Origin of the sequence: Alkalinema pantanalense CENA528 (genome assembly GCF_050753345.1) — a bacterium.
Taxonomy (GTDB): Bacteria; Cyanobacteriota; Cyanobacteriia; order Leptolyngbyales; family Leptolyngbyaceae; genus Alkalinema; species Alkalinema pantanalense.
The window spans coordinates 1-18626 of sequence record NZ_JBLZFX010000118.1; the positions used below are offsets into that span (position 1 = coordinate 1).

The 18626-nt window shown below is 51.3% G+C and carries 17 protein-coding genes; 6 read left to right on the plus strand and 11 right to left on the minus strand.

Translation table 11 applies throughout. The annotated features are described in order from the left end of the window. Positions 1 to 415: DUF1304 domain-containing protein (locus tag ACN4EG_RS24425; RefSeq protein ID WP_431632885.1), on the plus strand; the 415-nt coding region annotated here is incomplete at its 5' end. On the opposite strand, the gene mutL is transcribed toward ACN4EG_RS24425, so the two are convergent. From mutL to ACN4EG_RS24450, 5 genes are all read right to left on the minus strand, one after another. After that, positions 403 to 2172 carry a DNA mismatch repair endonuclease MutL gene (gene mutL / locus ACN4EG_RS24430; RefSeq protein WP_431632886.1) on the minus strand — a complete coding sequence of 590 codons (1770 nt, stop codon included), beginning with the start codon at positions 2170 to 2172 and terminating at the stop codon, positions 403 to 405. The two genes, ACN4EG_RS24425 and mutL, sit on opposite strands and share 13 nt — an antisense overlap. A gap of 161 nt (positions 2173 to 2333) precedes the next feature. Next, positions 2334 to 3758 (minus strand): phosphoglucosamine mutase, encoded by a 1425-nt coding sequence (gene glmM, locus ACN4EG_RS24435; protein ID WP_431632887.1) that lies wholly within the window; start codon positions 3756 to 3758, stop codon positions 2334 to 2336. A gap of 483 nt (positions 3759 to 4241) precedes the next feature. Next, positions 4242 to 4541, minus strand: coding sequence for a DUF7734 family protein (locus ACN4EG_RS24440; RefSeq protein WP_431632888.1), 300 nt, complete (start codon positions 4539 to 4541; stop codon positions 4242 to 4244). 120 nt (positions 4542 to 4661) lie between these two features. After that, positions 4662 to 5267, minus strand: coding sequence for a DUF3177 family protein (locus tag ACN4EG_RS24445; RefSeq protein ID WP_431632889.1), 606 nt, complete (start codon positions 5265 to 5267; stop codon positions 4662 to 4664). Between the two features lie 301 nt (positions 5268 to 5568). Then, positions 5569 to 5790, minus strand: coding sequence for a Calvin cycle protein CP12 (locus tag ACN4EG_RS24450; RefSeq protein ID WP_431632890.1), 222 nt, complete (start codon positions 5788 to 5790; stop codon positions 5569 to 5571). Positions 5791 to 6219: 429 nt separating this feature from the next. On the opposite strand from ACN4EG_RS24450, the gene ACN4EG_RS24455 reads away from it, so the two are divergent. Beyond that, the gene (locus tag ACN4EG_RS24455) at positions 6220 to 7440 is read left to right on the plus strand and encodes an FIST signal transduction protein (RefSeq protein ID WP_431632891.1); all 1221 of its coding nucleotides are present in this window, start codon (positions 6220 to 6222) and stop codon (positions 7438 to 7440) included. A 42-nt stretch (positions 7441 to 7482) separates the two neighbouring features. On the opposite strand, the gene lepB is transcribed toward ACN4EG_RS24455, so the two are convergent. Beyond that, entirely contained in the window at positions 7483 to 8133 is a 651-nt protein-coding gene (gene lepB, locus ACN4EG_RS24460; protein WP_431632892.1) for a signal peptidase I, read from the minus strand. 638 nt (positions 8134 to 8771) lie between these two features. On the opposite strand from lepB, the gene ACN4EG_RS24465 reads away from it, so the two are divergent. Further along, positions 8772 to 9395 carry a peptidoglycan-binding domain-containing protein gene (locus ACN4EG_RS24465; protein WP_431632893.1) on the plus strand — a complete coding sequence of 208 codons (624 nt, stop codon included), beginning with the start codon at positions 8772 to 8774 and terminating at the stop codon, positions 9393 to 9395. Positions 9396 to 9508: 113 nt separating this feature from the next. Here ACN4EG_RS24465 and ACN4EG_RS24470 read toward each other — a convergent pair whose 3' ends face one another. Next, complete coding sequence (locus ACN4EG_RS24470) at positions 9509 to 10603, minus strand: cysteine peptidase family C39 domain-containing protein (RefSeq protein ID WP_431632894.1); 1095 nt, start codon at positions 10601 to 10603, stop codon at positions 9509 to 9511. A 77-nt stretch (positions 10604 to 10680) separates the two neighbouring features. On the opposite strand from ACN4EG_RS24470, the gene ACN4EG_RS24475 reads away from it, so the two are divergent. From ACN4EG_RS24475 to ACN4EG_RS24485, 3 genes are all read left to right on the plus strand, one after another. Further along, complete coding sequence (locus ACN4EG_RS24475) at positions 10681 to 11871, plus strand: molybdopterin-dependent oxidoreductase (RefSeq protein ID WP_431632895.1); 1191 nt, start codon at positions 10681 to 10683, stop codon at positions 11869 to 11871. Positions 11872 to 12222: 351 nt separating this feature from the next. After that, complete coding sequence (locus ACN4EG_RS24480; protein WP_431632896.1) at positions 12223 to 14463, plus strand: lytic transglycosylase domain-containing protein; 2241 nt, start codon at positions 12223 to 12225, stop codon at positions 14461 to 14463. An 11-nt stretch (positions 14464 to 14474) separates the two neighbouring features. After that, complete coding sequence (locus ACN4EG_RS24485) at positions 14475 to 15662, plus strand: MFS transporter (RefSeq protein ID WP_431632897.1); 1188 nt, start codon at positions 14475 to 14477, stop codon at positions 15660 to 15662. 61 nt (positions 15663 to 15723) lie between these two features. Here ACN4EG_RS24485 and vapC read toward each other — a convergent pair whose 3' ends face one another. From vapC to ACN4EG_RS24505, 4 genes are all read right to left on the minus strand, one after another. Continuing rightward, on the minus strand, positions 15724 to 16131 hold the full coding sequence (gene vapC, locus ACN4EG_RS24490; RefSeq protein WP_431632898.1) for a type II toxin-antitoxin system tRNA(fMet)-specific endonuclease VapC: 408 nt from the start codon (positions 16129 to 16131) through the stop codon (positions 15724 to 15726). Between the two features lie 3 nt (positions 16132 to 16134). Next, the gene (locus ACN4EG_RS24495; protein ID WP_431632899.1) at positions 16135 to 16377 is read right to left on the minus strand and encodes a hypothetical protein; all 243 of its coding nucleotides are present in this window, start codon (positions 16375 to 16377) and stop codon (positions 16135 to 16137) included. Positions 16378 to 16417: 40 nt separating this feature from the next. After that, complete coding sequence (locus ACN4EG_RS24500; RefSeq protein ID WP_431632900.1) at positions 16418 to 16999, minus strand: Uma2 family endonuclease; 582 nt, start codon at positions 16997 to 16999, stop codon at positions 16418 to 16420. A 97-nt stretch (positions 17000 to 17096) separates the two neighbouring features. After that, positions 17097 to 18425, minus strand: coding sequence for a glycosyltransferase (locus ACN4EG_RS24505; RefSeq protein ID WP_431632901.1), 1329 nt, complete (start codon positions 18423 to 18425; stop codon positions 17097 to 17099). Between the last annotated feature and the right edge of the window lie 201 nt (positions 18426 to 18626).

Below are 18626 nucleotides of genomic sequence, written 5' to 3' on the forward strand. Positions count from 1 at the left end.
CTCACAGTCTATGCAAATCGTCTGTATACAGAGCTACTCTTTAAGATGCGCTTACCCTGCTTATCTTGCTATTGTGATTACAGCATTATTCCACCTTGGATTTTGGATCGTAGAAATGTTCCTGTGGACAACTCCAAAAATTGCTGCCAACTTCAATCTCACGATCGATCAAGCGAAATTAATGGCTCCCCTAGCGGCCAATATGGGTCTTTACAATGGCCTATTAGCCATCGGACTCCTGTGGGCTTGGTTTGTTAAACAGAGTGACATTTCTATCAGCTTACTTTTTCTCATTGGCATTATGATTGCTGGAGTGTATGGCGCGATTACGGTTAAGCGATCGATTCTTTGGGTGCAAGCCTTGCCTGCCACGATCGCCCTAGGCTCGATTATCTTGCAAAATCAGATCCCATGACTTTTGCCAATGACCCAATGACGGCGGAAAAAGCGCGATAATGCTGACTCTTCTAAGGATAGATAAATCGGACGACCGTGGGGACAAGTATTGGGATTTCGAGTTTGCTGCCATTGATTAATTAACGTTTGCATTTCCATTAAACTTAACGGCGTGCCATTGCGAATTGCCGATCTACAGGCCGTGGCCACCTGTGCCGCTTCTAAACTACCGCCTAAGCTGAGTTCCCAAAGGGCATCGGCCAGGTCATCTCGTTCCGCTAACAGGGCTGGAGCATGGCGCACCGCCCAGAGATCTTCCCCAAATTCCTCCACCGTGATCCCAATCTGCTGAAGTTGCTCCACCTGCCCGATCGTTAACTGTTTAAGAATCACAGGGGGTTCTAAATCCACCAACTGCCAGCGATCGCACAATTGTTCAAACAACACCCGCTCATGGGCAATGTGCTGTTCAATCAACCACAGCCCCGTTGCGTGCTCCGCTAAAATATACATATTGTGTACTTGAGCGATCGCTTTCAGTTCTGATGAGATCAGCGATTGGCCTTGCGATTCCACCCGACGATTGACCGCGTAATTCCCTGTCTGCTCCGCCGCCTTCATCAGATCCTGGGTTCGACTGGTCGCTATTGCGTTTTCAAAGTCAAGTTTTAGCGCTTGTTCGATCGTTTGACTAATCCATTGCTGGCAGGATTCCAAGTGCTGTAAATAAACCTCTTCCTTAGCGGGATGGCGATTCCAATCAATCCACTGGGCTGGCACATGGAGATGAACCAAACAAATGGGATAACGATCGCGGGGAACCGTGCGCCGCAAACTGGAAAATAACGTTGCTTCCAGCTCAGGAAATTTGACAAATCGCCCATTCACCGCAACTTTCATCCAGTCAGGGCGATGACGATGGCAACGATCGGGTAATCCCAATAACAATTCAATATCAATATGATCATTCAATAAATCGGGTGATTTTTCTAGGAATGGTGCCGTTAATGGATTCGTCAATGGCAGAGAGGCTCGATCGTCTATCGCTGAAGATTCACTAGCATCTAACTCTTGAGAACTATCCGATATTACTTGACGAAGATAGCGTAAATCCTCTGGACGAACCTGCGGCAGAATTTGCGGTAATATCGTCTGAACGGTTTTTCCGCCCCATAGGGTTAACCATTCTCGATCGCCTTGATAAACCTGCCAAGTAATCTGCGGATGGCTCAGGGCAATGTGATAAATCGTCTGTTGAAGGGTACGGAGTTGTTGACTCAGAATCGGTAAACTTTGACGACGAGCGGGCCAATTGCCGAACAAATCCTCGATCGTCACGATCGTTCCCGGCGCGATCGCGATCGTCTCCATCTGCTGCACTTGCCCCAGCCCATCGTACAGCACTCGCCAGCCGGAATGAGTCTCGTCATTTGTCGCGGCTGCGCAACTCAGAATTTCCAAGCAGGACAACTGCGCCAGACTATGGAGCGCCTCTCCTCGGAAACCTAGGGTTTGAATTTTGTTTAAGTCGTCGCGATCGTGAATTTTGCTAGTGCTGTGGGGTGCTGCGGCTTGCTGCAAATCCGCCAAAGTCATGCCTCGCCCATTGTCTGCTACCCGGATGCGCCACTGTTCCGGCCAGAGCGTCACCGTAATCCGCGTTGCTCCAGCGTCGATCGCATTTTCCGCCAATTCCCGCACCACTGCCGCCAGGGAATCAATCACTTCCCCAGCGGCAATTAGGTTAATGACATCGGACGGTAACGATCGAATCACAGCCAAATTACAGTCAAATCACAGCGCTCCTTTCCCCAGTCTAGGAGGGATTCGCATTTTTGACTGGCTAATTCAATGGCTAGGGATTTGCCAAGGAATTATAGCCCTGATTCATCCCCCTACCCGTCTACTCTTTTACTCTCCTACCCCTAGCCAATCGGCTAATCGGCCAGATGAGTTTCCACCGCAGCCACGAGGTAAGTTGTCCAAGACTCGACAAGATCCACCGTTTCCGCTTCCACCATCACCCGGATCACGGGTTCCGTCCCCGAAGCACGTACCAAAATTCGACCCCGATCGCCCATAGCCGCCTCTGCTTTAACGATCGCCGCTTGCACGGGTTCGCAATCCTGCCAATTTAATCGACGATCGCGATTTTCCACCCGCACATTACGCAGCACCTGGGGATAGGTCTGGAAGCTGGCATCCACTAAATCGGCCAAGGTTCCCCCCGATTGTTGAATCAAGCTGGCCAAGTGCAACGCCGTCATCAGCCCATCGCCACTCACCCCGTAGTGGGGACATAGGATGTGGCCGGATTGCTCCCCACCCAACATCGCTCCAGTTTTCACCATTTCCGCATGGACGTACTGATCGCCCACCGCCGCCCGAATCAATTGGCCACCCAGTTTTTGCCAAGCTCGCTCAAAGCCCAAGTTGGACATCACCGTCGCGACGATCGTCTGCTCTGGCAATTGGCCCAAAGCCATCAATTCCTTGCCCCAAAGGTAAAGGATGTAGTCCCCATCCACCGTGCGCCCCTGGCCATCCACCGCCAACACCCGATCGGCATCTCCATCAAAGGCAAAACCCACGCAGGCTTGATGCTGTTTGACCGCTTCCCGCAGTGTGGCTAAGTGGGTCGAACCGCAATTGACATTAATGCGATTGCCATCGGGCTGCTCATGGAGACAAATCACCTCGGCTCCCAACTGCCGAAAGGCGATCGCGGCGGTTCGAGTGGCGGCCCCCCAAGCCAAATCCAGGACAATTTTCAGGCCAGTTAAGGGATGGTGCACCTGATTGAGGAGCGGGGTTTGCAGATCCTGTAAGTAGCGATCGACCAGTTCAGGGCGATAGGAATGCTGGCCCCACTGGTGCGGCTCCATTTCCAGATGACACAACCGTCCCCGCAGGGCTGCTTCCACCGTTTGCTGCAATTCCGGGGCTAATTTACTACCGGAAGCCCCAAAAAACTTAATGCCATTGTCCTCCGGGGGATTGTGGCTGGCGGAAATCATCACCCCACCGATCGCCCCGGTGCCTTGGGTAGAGTGGGCCACAACGGGCGTCGGACACATTCCCAAGTCCCACACATCCAAGCCCGCTGACGTTAAACCCGCTGAGAGTGCCGTCGCCAACATATCACTGGAGTTGCGCGAATCTCGCCCTAGGACGATCGGGGCATGATCTCCGGCGACATCCCGTAGGACATGGCCCGCCCAGTAGCCCACCTGCATTGCCAAGGGAGCCGTCAGCAGATCGCCCGCCTTACCTCGAATGCCATCGGTTCCAAACAGCGCCCCATCTGGCAAACGCACCATGCCCCAAGACTGACTTTCCCGCTGATTCAAGGACGCAACCATAATCTTTAACTCCTCACTGATACAGACTCAGAATACAGACCCAGAACTTGTTTAGGCTCAGATTTACACTTTGTCAAGCTGATTTTGGTTAACGTGAGCTCGACAAGCAAAATTGTGCCTCGCAAATCCCCCTAGCCTTAATCCCCCTATCCTTGGACGGAGAATTTACTAGGATGTCGGTGAACTGCTCCCCGATCTTTGCTGCCCAGCAGCCCCGACGATCGAGTTTCAGCCCGAATTTATTGAACTCACATTTGGTTAAGCTGAGGTCGATCGGGGATCAGCTTTAACCCTCTCCACCTTGCTACCATGATTCCACGCCCTGCAAAGATCAGTCCCAGCAATCATCATCAAAGCAACGAATTGTGGCGTTTTGGTGGCAGTTGAGTAGCATTGCTCAGGTAGACACCAGCCCACCTCGATCGAAAACCCCCGGAGACTCGATCCCCAGGGGTTATTGGCTCATTAAAATAATTTGCTGGTCTACACACCAGCTTCCGCCATCAACGCTTCAAAGACATCCCAAGACAACCCCTGAGCGATATAACGTGGCGCTTTGGGATTGTAGGGACTTTCCAAGCGATCGATCTTGTGAACTTGTGCATCATCCGAAATTACGGGAACATCGGGATCGAATGCAGTGGGACACATTAACGAGCTGGAAAACCCCTTAAAGATCGCAATTTGGTCAGGTTGACCATTCAGATCGACGGTGACTAATAGAACTTCTCCTGGACGCTTAACTGTGTACTGCTCCAGGCGACGCGCGATAGAAGCTGTCATGCTGATTCCTTTCTAGTGTGCCCTAAAAATCAATCACAGCGGGAAAGATTCTAATAGCCCTAAAAACTCAATTTGTGAAGACGCTATAACGAATTGGCCAAGCTCACTCAATTAGCTAAGCTAACCAATAGCCGAGCGTTTCCGCTTGTTAAGTCGAAAGAAAATAAAATACCCGAGATAAATGACGTAAATCCCTAAACCAATTAAGCCCAGAATGCCCAAAAACCATTCCCGAGTGGTGGGATGGAGAAGAGCTTTATAGGCGATCGGGGGTTGCAGCCATGCCAGACAAAGAGACTGTCCCGCCGAGCCTGCAACGATCGCATCGCTGGACATGAACGCACATTGTACAACAGGCAACTGCAAGACTGCACCCACCAGGCAGTAAACTGACACCGCCCATCGCCAAGCTGTCAATCCCAACTTCAGAACGTTATTTGGCTGATCCCGAATTTCATCATTGAGATCCACCCAAAACCACAGCGAAATGGGGATCAAAATGCGTGCAAACCATCCCGAAATAAACCCTAGGGGGATCACCCCAATGAGTAAATAGGTACTAATCAGCAGCAGACTCGCCACCCGCCAATAAATCACCATCAGCCGCTGAATCGCATCCGCTTGTTGGATGAATGCCCCAATTAGCAAAATCAGCGGAATCACCACTGCGAACACCACAGCAAGGCGATAGTCCATCCAGATTAGTGAAGTAACCCAAGGTGCCATAATCTACCGACGTGATACCAACTCCCTACGATAACACCATCCACAGGCCAGGGAAGCAGAAGCAGGGCAAATTCTCGTAAACCAATTGAGGTAAACCGATTGAGGTAAACCGATTGCAAGTCCTGCAAATTTGCCTCAAGCGATGGAAAATCTAAGGTAGCATCCTCCATTCAAGGGCGGATTGCCACTTTAGAGACGGTAAGCTAGAGACAGCAAACAGCGCTCATTGTTCTGGAACAAATGACCTGGAACCCATGAGCGCTGCTAGGTTTAGAGAATTCTTTCCGAAGAAAGGACGCCCTTAGTCCTCGTAAATCCGGCATTCTGCTGCTTCCGGATTTTCATCACAGTATTTTTCAAACGTAGTTTGAGGCTTAACTTGGCGTTGGTGAGCAGCCTCTGCTTGCAGTTCTTCAACTGCGTCCCAAGCGGCTGCACATTCCTTAGAATTGGTACCGCTGACATCGCAGACAGTGCGAGCGTTGTCGCGCTCTTGCTCAATTTGTTGTTGAATGTCGCTCATAGTTTTTTCCGTCACTCTTCTATAAAGTTGGGTTTGACGATCGCAAACGACCACCAATGTAAATCATGGGAGAGAGTAGGGACAGAGAAAGGATACAAGTCCACAGTAGTTAAAATTCACAGCGGTTAGACTAGTGGGTTAAACGAAACAGTGGAACTCCTTGACTGAACCTGTTCCCTATTGTAACTTGCTTCATTCCCGCAGCAAGGCACCGCTAGTATCAAGGGGTTGGGTTATCCCCTCGGTTTGAGGCTTGTAGCTATGTTACAGCGCCCTTCAGGATCTTTTTAAAGAACGGTAATCTTCCCACCCTTAACACGAATTCTCGTCATCAGACATGTTAGGCCAACGGTCATGTTAGGGTGGGTACATTCAAGCCCATGGAATCTGCTAAGGGATCTGCTGAGAGTGGAAACAAATGCTCGCGCTATGAAATGGTCTAGTGCTTTGTCAACCCGTCCTTCTCTAGAAGCGGCGATCGCGGAAGTCGTTGAACAAGCCCAAGCCCAGCTAGGAGTGCCGGCGGATGTCGGTTTCTTGTTTGTTTCATCGGCCTTTACGAGCGAATATGCCCGAATCTTGCCACTGCTCCAGCCCCAACTACCCAATGTTCCCCTGATCGGATGTAACGGGAGTGGCATTATTGGCATCAATACTCGAGGGACGGTGCGGGAAGTCGAAGATGAAGTTGCCATCAATTTAGTTCTTGGCAGTCTACCAGGAGTGGAAGTTCACCCCTTCTACCTGAGTATGGAAACCCTGCCCGATCTCGACAGTGCGCCTAGGGCTTGGGCTGATTTAGTGGGTTTACCAGAGTCGGGACAACCGCAGTTTGTGTTATTAGTGGATCCGTTTTCCACAGGGATCAACGATCTTCTGGCGGGCTTAGACTATGCCTTTCCCCAATCTCCCAAGGTGGGCGGCATTGCCAGTTCAGGTTTGACAAACGGCAGTAGTGGGCTCTTTTGTGGCGATCGGTTTTATCGCAGTGGCGCAGTGGGAATTGCACTGACAGGTAACATTGTGATCGATACGATCGTGGCCCAAGGCTGTCGTCCGATCGGGCAGCCCTACTGCGTGGTGGAGAGCGAACGCAACATTATCCTTAAAATGGAATCGGAAGCAGAGGGGGCAACCACCCAAGGCAGTCCCCTAGAAATGCTGCGGGATTTGATCCAAACCCTCAGTGAAGAGGATAAGGTTTTGGCTCAGTCCGCTTTGTTCGTGGGGGTAGCTCAAACCGAATTTAAGCAGTGCCTTGAGTCTGGTGACTTTCTGATTCGTAATCTATTGGGCTTTGATCCCCGTGAAGGAGCCTTGGCGATCGGCGATCGGGTTCGTCCCGGCCAACGCATCCAATTCCATCTGCGGGATGCCGCCACCTCCGAAGAGGACTTAGAAACTTTATTGCGGAAGTACCAGCTCAATGGGATGAGCCACCCAAAACCCCATGGGGCACTGATGTTTGCCTGCCTAGGGCGCGGGGAAGCGCTCTATGGGGAACCCAATTTCGACTCCCAACTGTTCAGCCGCTATGTGGATCATGTGCCGATCGGTGGGTTTTTCTGTAACGGCGAAATTGGCCCCGTTGGAACCACTAGTTATCTGCACGGGTTTACATCCGTCTTCGGAATTTTTCGGGAGAAGTAAGCGTTTCACCTCCTACCCTCCCACTCCTCTACTGCCCTCACCTTACTTGGTGTAAATATCGCCCAGCCGATTAAACGGGAAGAAGCGAACCCAGGCCCGACCAATAATGTTCTGACGAGGGAGAAATCCCCAGGCGTGGGAATCGTTGCTGTTGTTGCGGTTGTCGCCCATGACGAAGTAATAATTGTCTGGCACTTGGAAGCTTTCGCCCTCCTTGAGTCCTTGGGAAAATAGAAAGGAGCAAAAATCCTGGCCGCGAGGCACTAAGGGCGTTTGGCTAGGACAGTTATAGGCTGGAGGTTCGGCGGTGTAGGGTTCCTGAAGGGGTTGCCCATCGATCGAAACCTTGCCTTGATAAATCCCCACTCGATGACCGGGTTGGCCAATGATGCGTTTGATCAGGGCTTGGCTTTTGTCGTAGCCTTGGCGCTGCAAAGGTTCTGGGGCACTAAAGACGACGATATCTCCCATGCGGGGCGATTGAAACCAGTAGGAAACCTTCTCGACAATTAAGCGATCGTCTGTCAATAAGGTTGGCACCATGGAGTCGGAGGGAATGAATCGCGGTTCCGCAATAAAGGTACGAACCAATAACGCCACAATCAGCGCGATCGCGACAATTTGAACATTTTCCCAAACGGACTTCCAACGGCCAGTCCGGTCTGGACTTGATGAATCAGGTTTATTCGCCATAGTTCAACCTAACAACACTGTCTGGAGTTTCTAAGTCTGGAGTTTCTGAGTCTAGGGTTTCTGACACTTTGCCCAAAGCCGGACTGAAGCCACTGAAGCCAGACAGTCAACTTACCAACAGCCACAATCTATATCAGAAACGTCCAACCCATGAAGCGTTCTCATCAGAAGAGTCCTGGGCTTGGCTGAACCTAGCGAATCAAGACTCCCCGAGAAAGCTTCACCCTGGATCATGTTGTCCCTTGCCATTATCCCGTGCCGTGCCAAATATTCCGCGAAAAAGGCGGGCGATTGGAATGTTGAGTCTCCCAATGCTGCTTATCGGTTTCATTACAAGCAAAGCTCCTCGATCGAGGATAGAAGCGATCGAGCATTCGCACAGATTGAGACCGAACACCGATCGAGGGTTAACAAAATTTACGGTTGCGAAGATTTTCTGAGTTTCTCGAGCCATCCCAGAAACTGCGTTGCAAAATGGTACGTAAATCAGGATTCGGAAGAATTGGGTGGGTAGTCAGCCCACAGCAGAGGATCTCGTGGGAGGCCCTCGATCGTCTTCAGCCATCCTCTAGCAATGTCATTTAGCAATGTCATTCACTGTATCTACTTTTAGGTCATAGGAAATTAGGGAAGAAACGATGACTTTTACCGCAGACCAGCTCACAAGACTTCGCGATAATCTAGACGGCTTGGGCTATCCCATGGGGCCACGGGGTCTATTTGGCATTGGCAATGAACAGAATGCCTTTGATGCGACGGCTTTGGGCGGCGGCAGCATTACTGCCAATAATTCCATGCGCAGTATCAAGGTACTGGATGCCTATACCCGATCGGCCATTTATCAATTCCAGCGCGATCGGCAACTCACCGCTGACGGTAAATTTAGCGCTGCTCTCCTCACTCAAGTGGATGGGATTGTCCGCAACTTACAAAACAACCTTAAACTCGTTTTGAAAAAAAGCGATTTACCGCTCACCGGCTATTACGGGATCCAAACCTTCCAGGGCGTTAAGGAATATCAAAAAGCGAAGGGATTACCGATTACTGGAATTGCCACCCCTGCCATCCAACGGCAGTTGAATGATGAAGCTAGAAAATTAGCGGGCAAACCTGCAACCGGCGGATCGACTACGCCGCCAGCCGTTCCGCCCAGTGATGCCGTGACCAAATTAGCAGCGCTATCCACCATCAAGCGCCGCTACCAAAATGGGGATATTCTGACGGATGATTTTGTGAAAGAAGTCATTCAAGCCATTCCCTAATACCAAGTCAACTTGTGATTGCAACACCTAGCGATCCTCTTAAATCCCCCTTAATAAGGGGGACTTTGAAAGAACTTGACTAAATTCTCTGCTTTTTTTGCGAAGCGATCGACTTACCAGGGGCAGGTCGATGGGTCAGCACTGCATCCCATCCGCTGCATCGTATCCCGCTCAAATTGGTCAATGGCCAGGGTGGGGATTTCATTGTTTAGAAATCGTCCGGTCAGGAGAAGGACGGTTAAAGGATCCGCTAACCCCGTTGCTTTGATCTTCACGGCGCGTTGGAAGCTGCGAATACCCTCAGCATCGGGGCTGAATCCTAATTTCTTCAGGTAGCGATCGATCTGGGACTGGGTGAGGACAACTTCATTGGGCCGAAAAATGGGGACAAACTCCTCCCGCCAGCGCGATCGCAATTCCTCCTGAGTCCAACTGTAATACTTGCCCTGGGCGGGATCGGCCACCACAACGTGATCCTGCCCCATAGCCATTAGCGCAACAGCATGGGGTAATCTGCGCCAGCCGGATCCCAGCCAAACTGATAGAATTCCCGGTCGATTAATCTTCCAGAGTTGCTCCCAGGTGGCATCGGTTAGTTCCAAGCCCGTCAGCCCAAAGCCCTGCGCTGCCTTGATCACCTGTGGATTGGAGGTGCCCATGCGACTGGTTTCGGCCAGTTGGGCAACTTTGGATTCCGTCGCTTGGGTGATGCCCCACCGTTGCAGCAGCGTCGCCAAGGCCGAGGGCGCACAGCTACTCGCAGAGGTTTGTTTGAAGACTTGATTAGGCCGCAGGTTATTTTTCAGTTCGCTGTGGATGGGTGATAGGTAGTAGGACTCTACCACCGTGAAACTGATGAGGCCGATTAAGCTCACCGTGACGATCGCCCCTAATTGTATCCGCGCGGTTTTCCAGCTAATGGCGATCGCAAAGCCGCAGGCTCCCAGCAATAGCACCCGGATCATCAGCCAAGTAATCCGCATCCCCACCACACGCCAATCCAATGGGAAAAATTGCATCTGCGGCAAGTTCACTGCCAGAAATAGCAACAATCCATAGATCAGAATAATGATCCAGGTTTGCCACTCCTGTCCCTTCAGTAAGTCATTAGCAGTCGCCCCACGGCGCAACATGACGTTGCCGAAGCGAGTGCCCCCATAAAAAAATACGGCTCCTAACGCCAGCGTGGCCGGAACAATCCACAGCATGAACTCTTTTCCCCAGATTTGCCCCATTTCAGTCTTAGCCTGAGAGTGCCCCAGTTGCCCACATCAGGTGACATTCTTTGGTTTACTGGCAACCCATCAAGCTTGCTGTTGACCTAAATTGCGCTGCGACCAGCGACCAACGAAACCTGCCACTAGCCTGGGAACTTGCTATTCTGAATGAGGTGAATCCATGGATCGCGGTATCTCCTGTGCAACGGCGTCAATTTCTTCAACAACTTTTGCAAACGTCTGGGGGCTTGATTGGAGCGAGCTTGCTCACAGGCTGCCAATCCCAAGCATTTGATCCGCTCTTTTTGCTGGATTTGCTCGATCCCAAAATGCCCTTGCCGGATCATCTGATCACGCCGATCGGGGAGTTTTATGTGCAATCCTATGCACTGCCGTCCCAAGTCAAGCTGGAAACCTGGGAACTCAAGATCGACGGGGCTGTGAATCAACCATTGACCTTGAAATTTGATGACATTTTAAACGCGCCCCAGGAAGAGTTCTATCTCACGATGGAATGTATTGGCAATCCAGCGGGGGGAAATTTAATTGGCAATGCACGCTGGACGGGAACGCCGCTGCTGCCGTTTTTGGAAAAGGCGGGGGTGAAACCGGAGGCGGTGGAGTTCAAAATGCGGGGTAATGACTGGTACGAAACCACGTTGCCTGTGGCCGAATTGCTACGGCCTGAGGTGCGGTTAGTGCATCGCATGAATGGGGAACCGTTGACCAAGGAGCATGGCTTTCCCCTCAGGATTATCATTCCGGGGCACTTTGGCCAGAAGCAACCAAAATGGCTGGTGGGCATTAAGGCGATCGCCAAGCCGGAAACGGGCTATTGGGAAAATCAGGGGTGGTCGAATACGGCGGAAATTCCGACCCATGCTTTATTGCGGCAAGTGCAGGAGCAGCGGGTGTGGAATGGCCATCACAGTGTGACGTTCAAAGACGAACTCACGAACCCAACAAATCGTTGGCGGGATGGAATTTTATTAGCAGGGGTGGCCCTCGATCGATCGACGCCGATTACCCAGGTACAAGTGAGCGTAGATAACGGTCAAACCTGGCAAGTTGCGGAACAAAATCAGCCCAGTTCTCCCCATGAGTGGACGTTGTGGCGGTACCGTTGGCTGCCTGCTCGGCCAGGGAACTATACCATTCTGGCAAGGGCACAGTCGGGGCGGGAAATGCAAGAGATTACGCGATCGGACAAAATGCAAGGCAGACCGGGGGTGTTAAAAATTAATGTCACTCTTGCATGACCCGGATTGATCCTCTCAATCTCATTCAGGTGATTTTTTAGTATTCCAATATTAATTTTTGAATTCATTACAGATCATGTTTTTACGAGCGCTATTCTTAGCGGGTTTAAATCTGATCTAGACTGAGGAAACTTGCTGATTAATCTGTTATTACTTCCATTTGCCTTAGATTTCAATCGAGGTCAGAATTACCCCGGTCTCAAAATTGAAAATTTGCGCTTTCTCCGGACTTCGATCGTGGGTAAAGGATTCCTTCCCCTCGACCCTGACTTTTCCTCTCAAAATCTGCCAAAAGTCTGTTATAAGAGAGTCCTAAGGTAATGGCGTACATGGCAGCAGAGGAGCACGGCAATGGACTGGAAGGAGTGGCCGCAGCGCAAATTAGTCGGAACCATCATCGTCGGGTTGGGGATTGCCTCCTTTGGCGTGGGTGCCCTCGTGTCTACTACGGTCAAAACTGACCCCAATGGGCGCTTTCAATTCATGGGGATCACCAGTCCCTTTCCCAACAGCAACGGCTCTAGTTCCAGTAACACAAGCGGTGAACCTTCTGCCGTTAGTGAGCTGATTAACAAGCCGTCCTCACCGCAACGCACCGAAGCCCTGAAAAAATTCGCCACCGCTGCCCAACCCTCCCTCGATCGCGATCGTGCCCGCTACCTTCTCGCCAACGAGGCCATTGAAGCCGGTCAAGCCCAAGCCGCGATCGACCTGCTCAAGGATCTCGAAACCCATTACCGTGCCATGGCCGCGCCCATCCTGATGCAACGGGGACGCGCCTACGAAGCCGCCGGACAGAAAGACCCTGCGATCGCCACCTACCAAGCCATCCTGCAACAGTTCCCCAAGGATCCCACCGCTGCCGAGGCTCTGTTCCACCTCGGAAAAATTCTGGGTAAATCCGGTGTATCCCATTGGGATCGGGCGATCGCTCAGTTCCCTAGCCATCCCCGCGCGATCGAAATTGCCAAGCTGCGGCTCCAGGACAATCCCAAACTGTTTCCCATGCAGTTGCATCTTGCTAAATACGACTATGAAACGCGGGACTACACCAGCCGAACGGAAAAATTTCTGCAGACTTACAGCAAACAACTGAAGCCGGAGGATTGGGCCGCGATCGCCTTTGGCCTTTGGGAAAACCAGAAATATGACCTCGCCGCTGCGGCCTATGCCCGCGCCCCGGAAACTGCTCTAACGGCTTACCGTGCGGCACGGGGCTTGCATTTAACTGGCCAACCGGGCAGTCAACAGCGCTATCAAGCCGTAGTGCAGAAATATCCCAAAACTCCGGAGGCGGGACTGGCCCTGACCCGACTGGCCCAGTTAGCGGAAAAACCCCAGGAAGCGATCGCCTATCTCGATCAAGTCATTGCCCATTACCCAGATAAAGCGCCAGAAGCGATCGTCAGTAAGGCGAATGCCTTAGAGAAACTGGGCAGTCCCCAATCTGCCAGCCAACTGCGGCAATTCTTATTACAACAGCATTCCAGCAGTGAAGCCGCCGCCGAACTGCGTTGGAAGATTGCCCAAGACCAAGCCAAAGGAGGTAAGCTTCCTGCGGCGCAGCAGTGGGTTGAAGCGATTTTGAAGGAAAATTCCACCAGCCCGATCGCGGCCAAGGCGGGCTTTTGGGGTGGAAAATGGGCACAGCAATCGGGCCAAAACCAGCAGGCATCCAATCATTACCAATCCGTCATTAAGCTGCATCCGGAATCCTATTATGCTTGGCGATCGGCGTCGCGGCTCGGCTGGGATGTGGGCGATTTCGACAACGTGCGTCAGTTACAACCCGCTGTTGTACGACCTAAAATGCGCGATGGCTTGCTGGCGGGCTCAGAGACTCTACGGGAATTACACCATTTAGGGTTCGATCGTGGAGCTTGGAACTATTGGCAAGTGGAATTCCAAAATCGTCAACAACCTAGTGTTGCGGAACAGTTTACCGACGGGGTGCTGCGCTTAGGGGTGGGGGATAATTTGGACGGCCTATTTATGGTGTCTAATTTGAACGATCGAGAATCAGCCAGCGATCGGCAACAGGTTGCGACGCTGCGCAAAGATGCCAGTTATTGGCAAGCGCTCTATCCTTTCCCCTACATGGCGCAGATCGAATCCTGGTCGCGGCAACGGCAACTCAATCCCATGCTAGTTACGGCCTTAATCCGCCAGGAATCCCGCTTTGAGCCGCAGATTAAATCTTCGGTGGGGGCCACGGGGTTAATGCAGGTCATGCCCGATACGGCCAGTTACATCGCCAGTCAAATTAAGTTAAAGGAATATAAACTCGATCGACCGGAAGACAACATCAAACTAGGAACTTGGTATCTGAACTACACCCACCAGGAATATTCCGGGAATTCCATGCTGGCTGTGGCGAGTTACAACGCGGGGCCCGGTGCCGTGGGTGGATGGCTGGCCAAAAGTAAGACCCAGGATGCCGATGAATTTGTGGAAGCGATTCCCTACGATGAGACAAGGGGATACGTTAAGGCTGTGTTTGAAAATTATTGGAACTATTTACGGTTGTATAATCCTAGTATTTCCCAAAAGGTCGCTCAAGTGTCTCCTGAGCATCCCCGTAACTTATTTTAAAGAGGTGGGTGATGGCATTATCTCGATCGTCACTCATTGCCTGGAAACCTGTACTGGGTCTTGCTGCTGTACAGGGAGCCATTACGCTCACTTGGGTGATCTATAACCTTTACGTCCCCAACTTGCTGGAACAGGTGGGGCTACCCAAAGTTTTTGGACTGTATTTACTATCCTTTGAAAATTTCCTGGCGATCGGCCTAGAACCGATTATGGGAAGTTTGTCCGATCGCTATAAAACCTGGTTAGGCATTCGATTTCCCTTTGTGTTTCTGGGCATGATTGCTGCAACAACCTGTTTTGTTGCTATTCCCGCTTGGGTGTTTCTGGGCAGTGCAGCGACGGCGTTGCAATGGCTAGTGCAGATCGGGTTGTTGGCTTGGGCGATCGCTATGGCTATTTTCCGTAGCCCTGTACTGGGGTTACTGGGGCAGTATGCCATGACCAGTGGACTCCCCCAAGCGGCAAGCATCTTGACCTTGGCAGGGCTAACGACGGGACTGTTTACGTTACCGGCCTACCGCAAAATTTTATTGGATTTAGGAAATGTTGGAGCCTTTGGCCTAGGCTCTCTCTCCTTACTCCTAACGGCCTTTGTGCTCAATCAATGTCAACCGGCCACCCAGGTCAATTCACTTCAATCGATCGAGCCCACAACATCGCGATCGAATTCCTACAAACGTTTGGGTTTATTGGTTGCGGTGGGGCTAGGGTTGGGCTTGGGGACAGTTGGGATGCGGCGGGTAATTCAGCCCAGTCCTGATAGTGTTTTTCTGTTAAATCTATTTACATTCACCCAACTGATTAGCGTTCTCCCCGCAGGTTATTTAGCATCCCGATGGGGCAACCGTCGATCGATGGTGTTGGCAATAGCAACCATTCCCCTGTGGATTGCGGGCTTACTCATTCCCACGTTGGGTGTACAAGTCTTTTCCGTGATTGCATTGGGTTGTGTGTTTGGTTTTCTGTTGAATGGTGCGATTCCCTTTGCACTAGATCAGGTACCTGCAACCAAAGCAGGTCTAGGGGTTGGGCTTTATTTCGCAGGTCGTTCCGCTGCCGATAGTTTATTTAATTTTCTTTTAGCGCAGGTGGGTGGTTTCCCAACACCAATCAACGCGATCGGTAGTATCTTGGCCTTTGCAGGAGCAGGCTTCTGTATTCTGTTAACCCGCGATCGTAAGTTGCACGATCGTGGCTAAGCCCAACCTTTCAACAAATAACTTCAGGGATTTAGGAAATTGGCTTTCGGCTAACAGAAATTTATTCGGCGATCTGCCAATCTTCCATTTGTAATCCTTCAACTCGACTAAACTCTTGGGTGTTGTGGGTGACTAAGGTGAGATCGTTGGCCAACGCGATCGCAGCAATCTGCAAATCGCAAGTCCCGATGGGGGTACCTAGATTAGCCAGTTGGCCCCGAATTCGACCACAAATGAGTGCGGCTTGATCATCAAATGAAAGTGAAACGAAGTTTGCTAAAAATTCCTGTTGCCTTGCCAAGGTACGAGTTGGGTTATTGCTTCGCATTGCGCCATAGAATAGCTCTGCTTTCACCACGGAACAAACTACGATTTCACTAAGTGGTGTAACACTTAAACGATTGCATACTTCCGGTGAGCGACCATTTAAATACATCACACAAACATTGGTATCGAGCAGATAACGCATTGTCTAGTCAAACGCTCCAATTAGATCATCATCCAGTTGATCCGAGATACCTTGCTCATCCAGAATAATCGGGTCATCAGCACAGATCCCATAAAACTTTTTTAAAACGTGACCCGTTACGGGTGGCGAAGCAACGAGTTGATAAGTAACGATCACTTCTACATCCCGCTCTACGATGCCAACGGGAATATCAAGATGAAGAATGCCATCTGCCCCTACTCGTTGGTGTATCTTAATGCTAGTCATCTGTGTTGACTCCTTAACGTGTATCGGTCATTCAAATCACTCAAGTTTGCAGTCCAAAAATTTGATCGGGCGTCAAGGTGAATTCTGGCACGACTTGAGAAAGGACCCGATCGCCCCCTTGGAACAGGCAATCGTCATAGGCTCCCTCCACCCATTGGCAAACGGTTATTTGCTTTTCCTGGGGATCGACAATCCAATACTCTGCAATGCAACGGGCCGCATATTCCGTATGCTTGTGGCGATAGTCCCGCATACGATTATTCACCCCTGAACTAACGACCTCAATGACTAATGCTGGGGGTGGCATATCTCGGGTGAGCGTGGCTCGAGTGGTTCCCGCCAAGGCAGCTTCCGCTTCTGGGGTCAAGATGAGTAAATCGGGGCAGCGCGTATTGGCCAAACGTCCACTGACTTCAATTTCTGCATTCCAGGCAATCAAGTGTTGCGGCACATGCTTAGCCAATTCTAGTAAGAGCTTGACTGCGATCGCATTGTTCTGTCGCGTTTCCGGCGGCATTTCCACTAACTCCCCATCCACCAATTCGTAGCGAGTATCCGTACCATCGTCATAGGTTAGATATTCCTCCAAGGTGAGTTTTCTGTGGGTGCGGCTGAGGGTCATGGGTGTTGGGGTGGGAGAGTAGGAGGGGAATTGGGATGGCTGGGCTGATAGGCTGAGCTGATGACAGTATTCTAGCGAGGAATTTCTTTGGCTCGGGTTACTTTTTAACATCGGTTACGCGCCAGTTGAGCTTGAGGTTGACCCAGAAGTTCCACATCACCACGATCGCGATCGCCAGTAACTTTGCCAGAAAGGGATTCAGCCCCAGCACTGTGCTAAATAGCCCCATGAGAGACCCTTGCAAGACAATGCCTGTGCCACAGACGACATTAAATTTCAGTAAGCGTTTTAACCAGCGCCGTTTGCCCGGTTGGCCACGGGAGATTTCGCCAAATGTCCAGAAATCATTCCAAACGAAGTTATTGATCAACGCAACTTCCGCCGAGAGCACCGCCGCCAGGACGGCCCGACTCGGCCCCAGCAAGCCAAACAGCACGGCGAAGACGGCCATGTCTACGGCTAACCCACTAAAGCCCACGACACCAAACCGCAAAAACTTGCCGATCGGGAAGCGTTGGTTCAGTTTCTTCAAAGCGGTGCGATCGCGTTTGGCCCAGCGTAGCCGCAGCAAATGTTGCACATATTCCCAATACTGCCGTCCAGTGACTTTGCTTTCCCCATCCTGCCGTTCCTGGAAGACATAGCCCACCTCAGCAATCTGCCCAATGCGCCCGCGTCCAATTACCTCCAGCAAAATTTTGTAGCCCGCTGGATGGAGCACGCGATCGCCGATCGCCGATCGTTGTACCAAAAAATAACCGCTCATCGGATCGGACACGCGACCGAGGACATGGGGCAGGATCAGTAATCCCAAAATCTGAGCACCCCGTGAAGTGATCCGCCGAAACAGGCTCCATTCACTGATGCCACCGCCCTCCACATGGCGACTGGCCACCGCTAAATCGGCCCCCTGGATCATCTGCGTCCACAGCCCCAACAACACCTCCGGCGGATGCTGCAAATCTCCATCAATCACGCCCAACACCCGACCCTGGGCCACCTGCCAGCCGCGAATCACCGCCGTAGATAAGCCCCGTTCTCCCTGCCGCCGCATCACCCGTAACTGGGGATAGTCGGGAGTGAGGGTGAGGGCTTTTTCCCAAGTCCGATCGGGGCTGTCATCGTCCACCACAATGAGTTCGTAATCATGGCGCAACACTTGATCCAGCGTGGAACTGAGGATTTCTACCAAGCGCTGAATGTTATCACCTTCGTTGTAGGTGGGGATAATGAGTGAAAATGCTAGGGGAAACTCAAAGGACAATGCTGGAACGATTAATTCACCTTGGGGAGTATCCAGCAGAGCAGCGGTGGGAACAGACGGGACAGTCAAAGGGGTTTCCTCTCGATCGATGGCCTCAACGGGCATAGCGTCGGCGCTAGCGGCAACAGCACGGATAGAAGCAGGGCGGGAAGGACTTGTCATAGAGGGTTATTGTACCGAGAAGTTAATATTTATTGTTGGTATAAATTTTTGAGGTCGCAATTTGAGCAGTAAATTTGAGCGGTAAATTTTATGCCTTGGCTTACTTTATGCCTTGGCTTTGAAGCATTAAGGGATTTACCAAGAAATAATATCCCCGCTTCATCCCCCCACCCTCCTACCCTTTTACTCTCCTACCCCCTA

What these genes read in the sequence shown, in the direction of transcription:
- ACN4EG_RS24450 (WP_431632890.1), bottom strand. Translation starts at nt 5,790, where the DNA reads ATGAGCGACATTCAACAACAAATTGAGCAAGAGCGCGACAACGCTCGC.
- ACN4EG_RS24480 (WP_431632896.1), top strand. Translation starts at nt 12,223, where the DNA reads ATGGACTGGAAGGAGTGGCCGCAGCGCAAATTAGTCGGAACCATCATC.
- ACN4EG_RS24495 (WP_431632899.1), bottom strand. Translation starts at nt 16,377, where the DNA reads ATGACTAGCATTAAGATACACCAACGAGTAGGGGCAGATGGCATTCTT.
- ACN4EG_RS24440 (WP_431632888.1), bottom strand. Translation starts at nt 4,541, where the DNA reads ATGACAGCTTCTATCGCGCGTCGCCTGGAGCAGTACACAGTTAAGCGT.
- ACN4EG_RS24470 (WP_431632894.1), bottom strand. Translation starts at nt 10,603, where the DNA reads ATGCTGTGGATTGTTCCGGCCACGCTGGCGTTAGGAGCCGTATTTTTT.
- ACN4EG_RS24465 (WP_431632893.1), top strand. Translation starts at nt 8,772, where the DNA reads ATGACTTTTACCGCAGACCAGCTCACAAGACTTCGCGATAATCTAGAC.
- ACN4EG_RS24505 (WP_431632901.1), bottom strand. Translation starts at nt 18,425, where the DNA reads ATGACAAGTCCTTCCCGCCCTGCTTCTATCCGTGCTGTTGCCGCTAGC.
- lepB (WP_431632892.1), bottom strand. Translation starts at nt 8,133, where the DNA reads ATGGCGAATAAACCTGATTCATCAAGTCCAGACCGGACTGGCCGTTGG.
- glmM (WP_431632887.1), bottom strand. Translation starts at nt 3,758, where the DNA reads ATGGTTGCGTCCTTGAATCAGCGGGAAAGTCAGTCTTGGGGCATGGTG.
- vapC (WP_431632898.1), bottom strand. Translation starts at nt 16,131, where the DNA reads ATGCGTTATCTGCTCGATACCAATGTTTGTGTGATGTATTTAAATGGT.
- ACN4EG_RS24485 (WP_431632897.1), top strand. Translation starts at nt 14,475, where the DNA reads ATGGCATTATCTCGATCGTCACTCATTGCCTGGAAACCTGTACTGGGT.
- ACN4EG_RS24445 (WP_431632889.1), bottom strand. Translation starts at nt 5,267, where the DNA reads ATGGCACCTTGGGTTACTTCACTAATCTGGATGGACTATCGCCTTGCT.
- ACN4EG_RS24500 (WP_431632900.1), bottom strand. Translation starts at nt 16,999, where the DNA reads ATGACCCTCAGCCGCACCCACAGAAAACTCACCTTGGAGGAATATCTA.
- ACN4EG_RS24455 (WP_431632891.1), top strand. Translation starts at nt 6,220, where the DNA reads ATGAAATGGTCTAGTGCTTTGTCAACCCGTCCTTCTCTAGAAGCGGCG.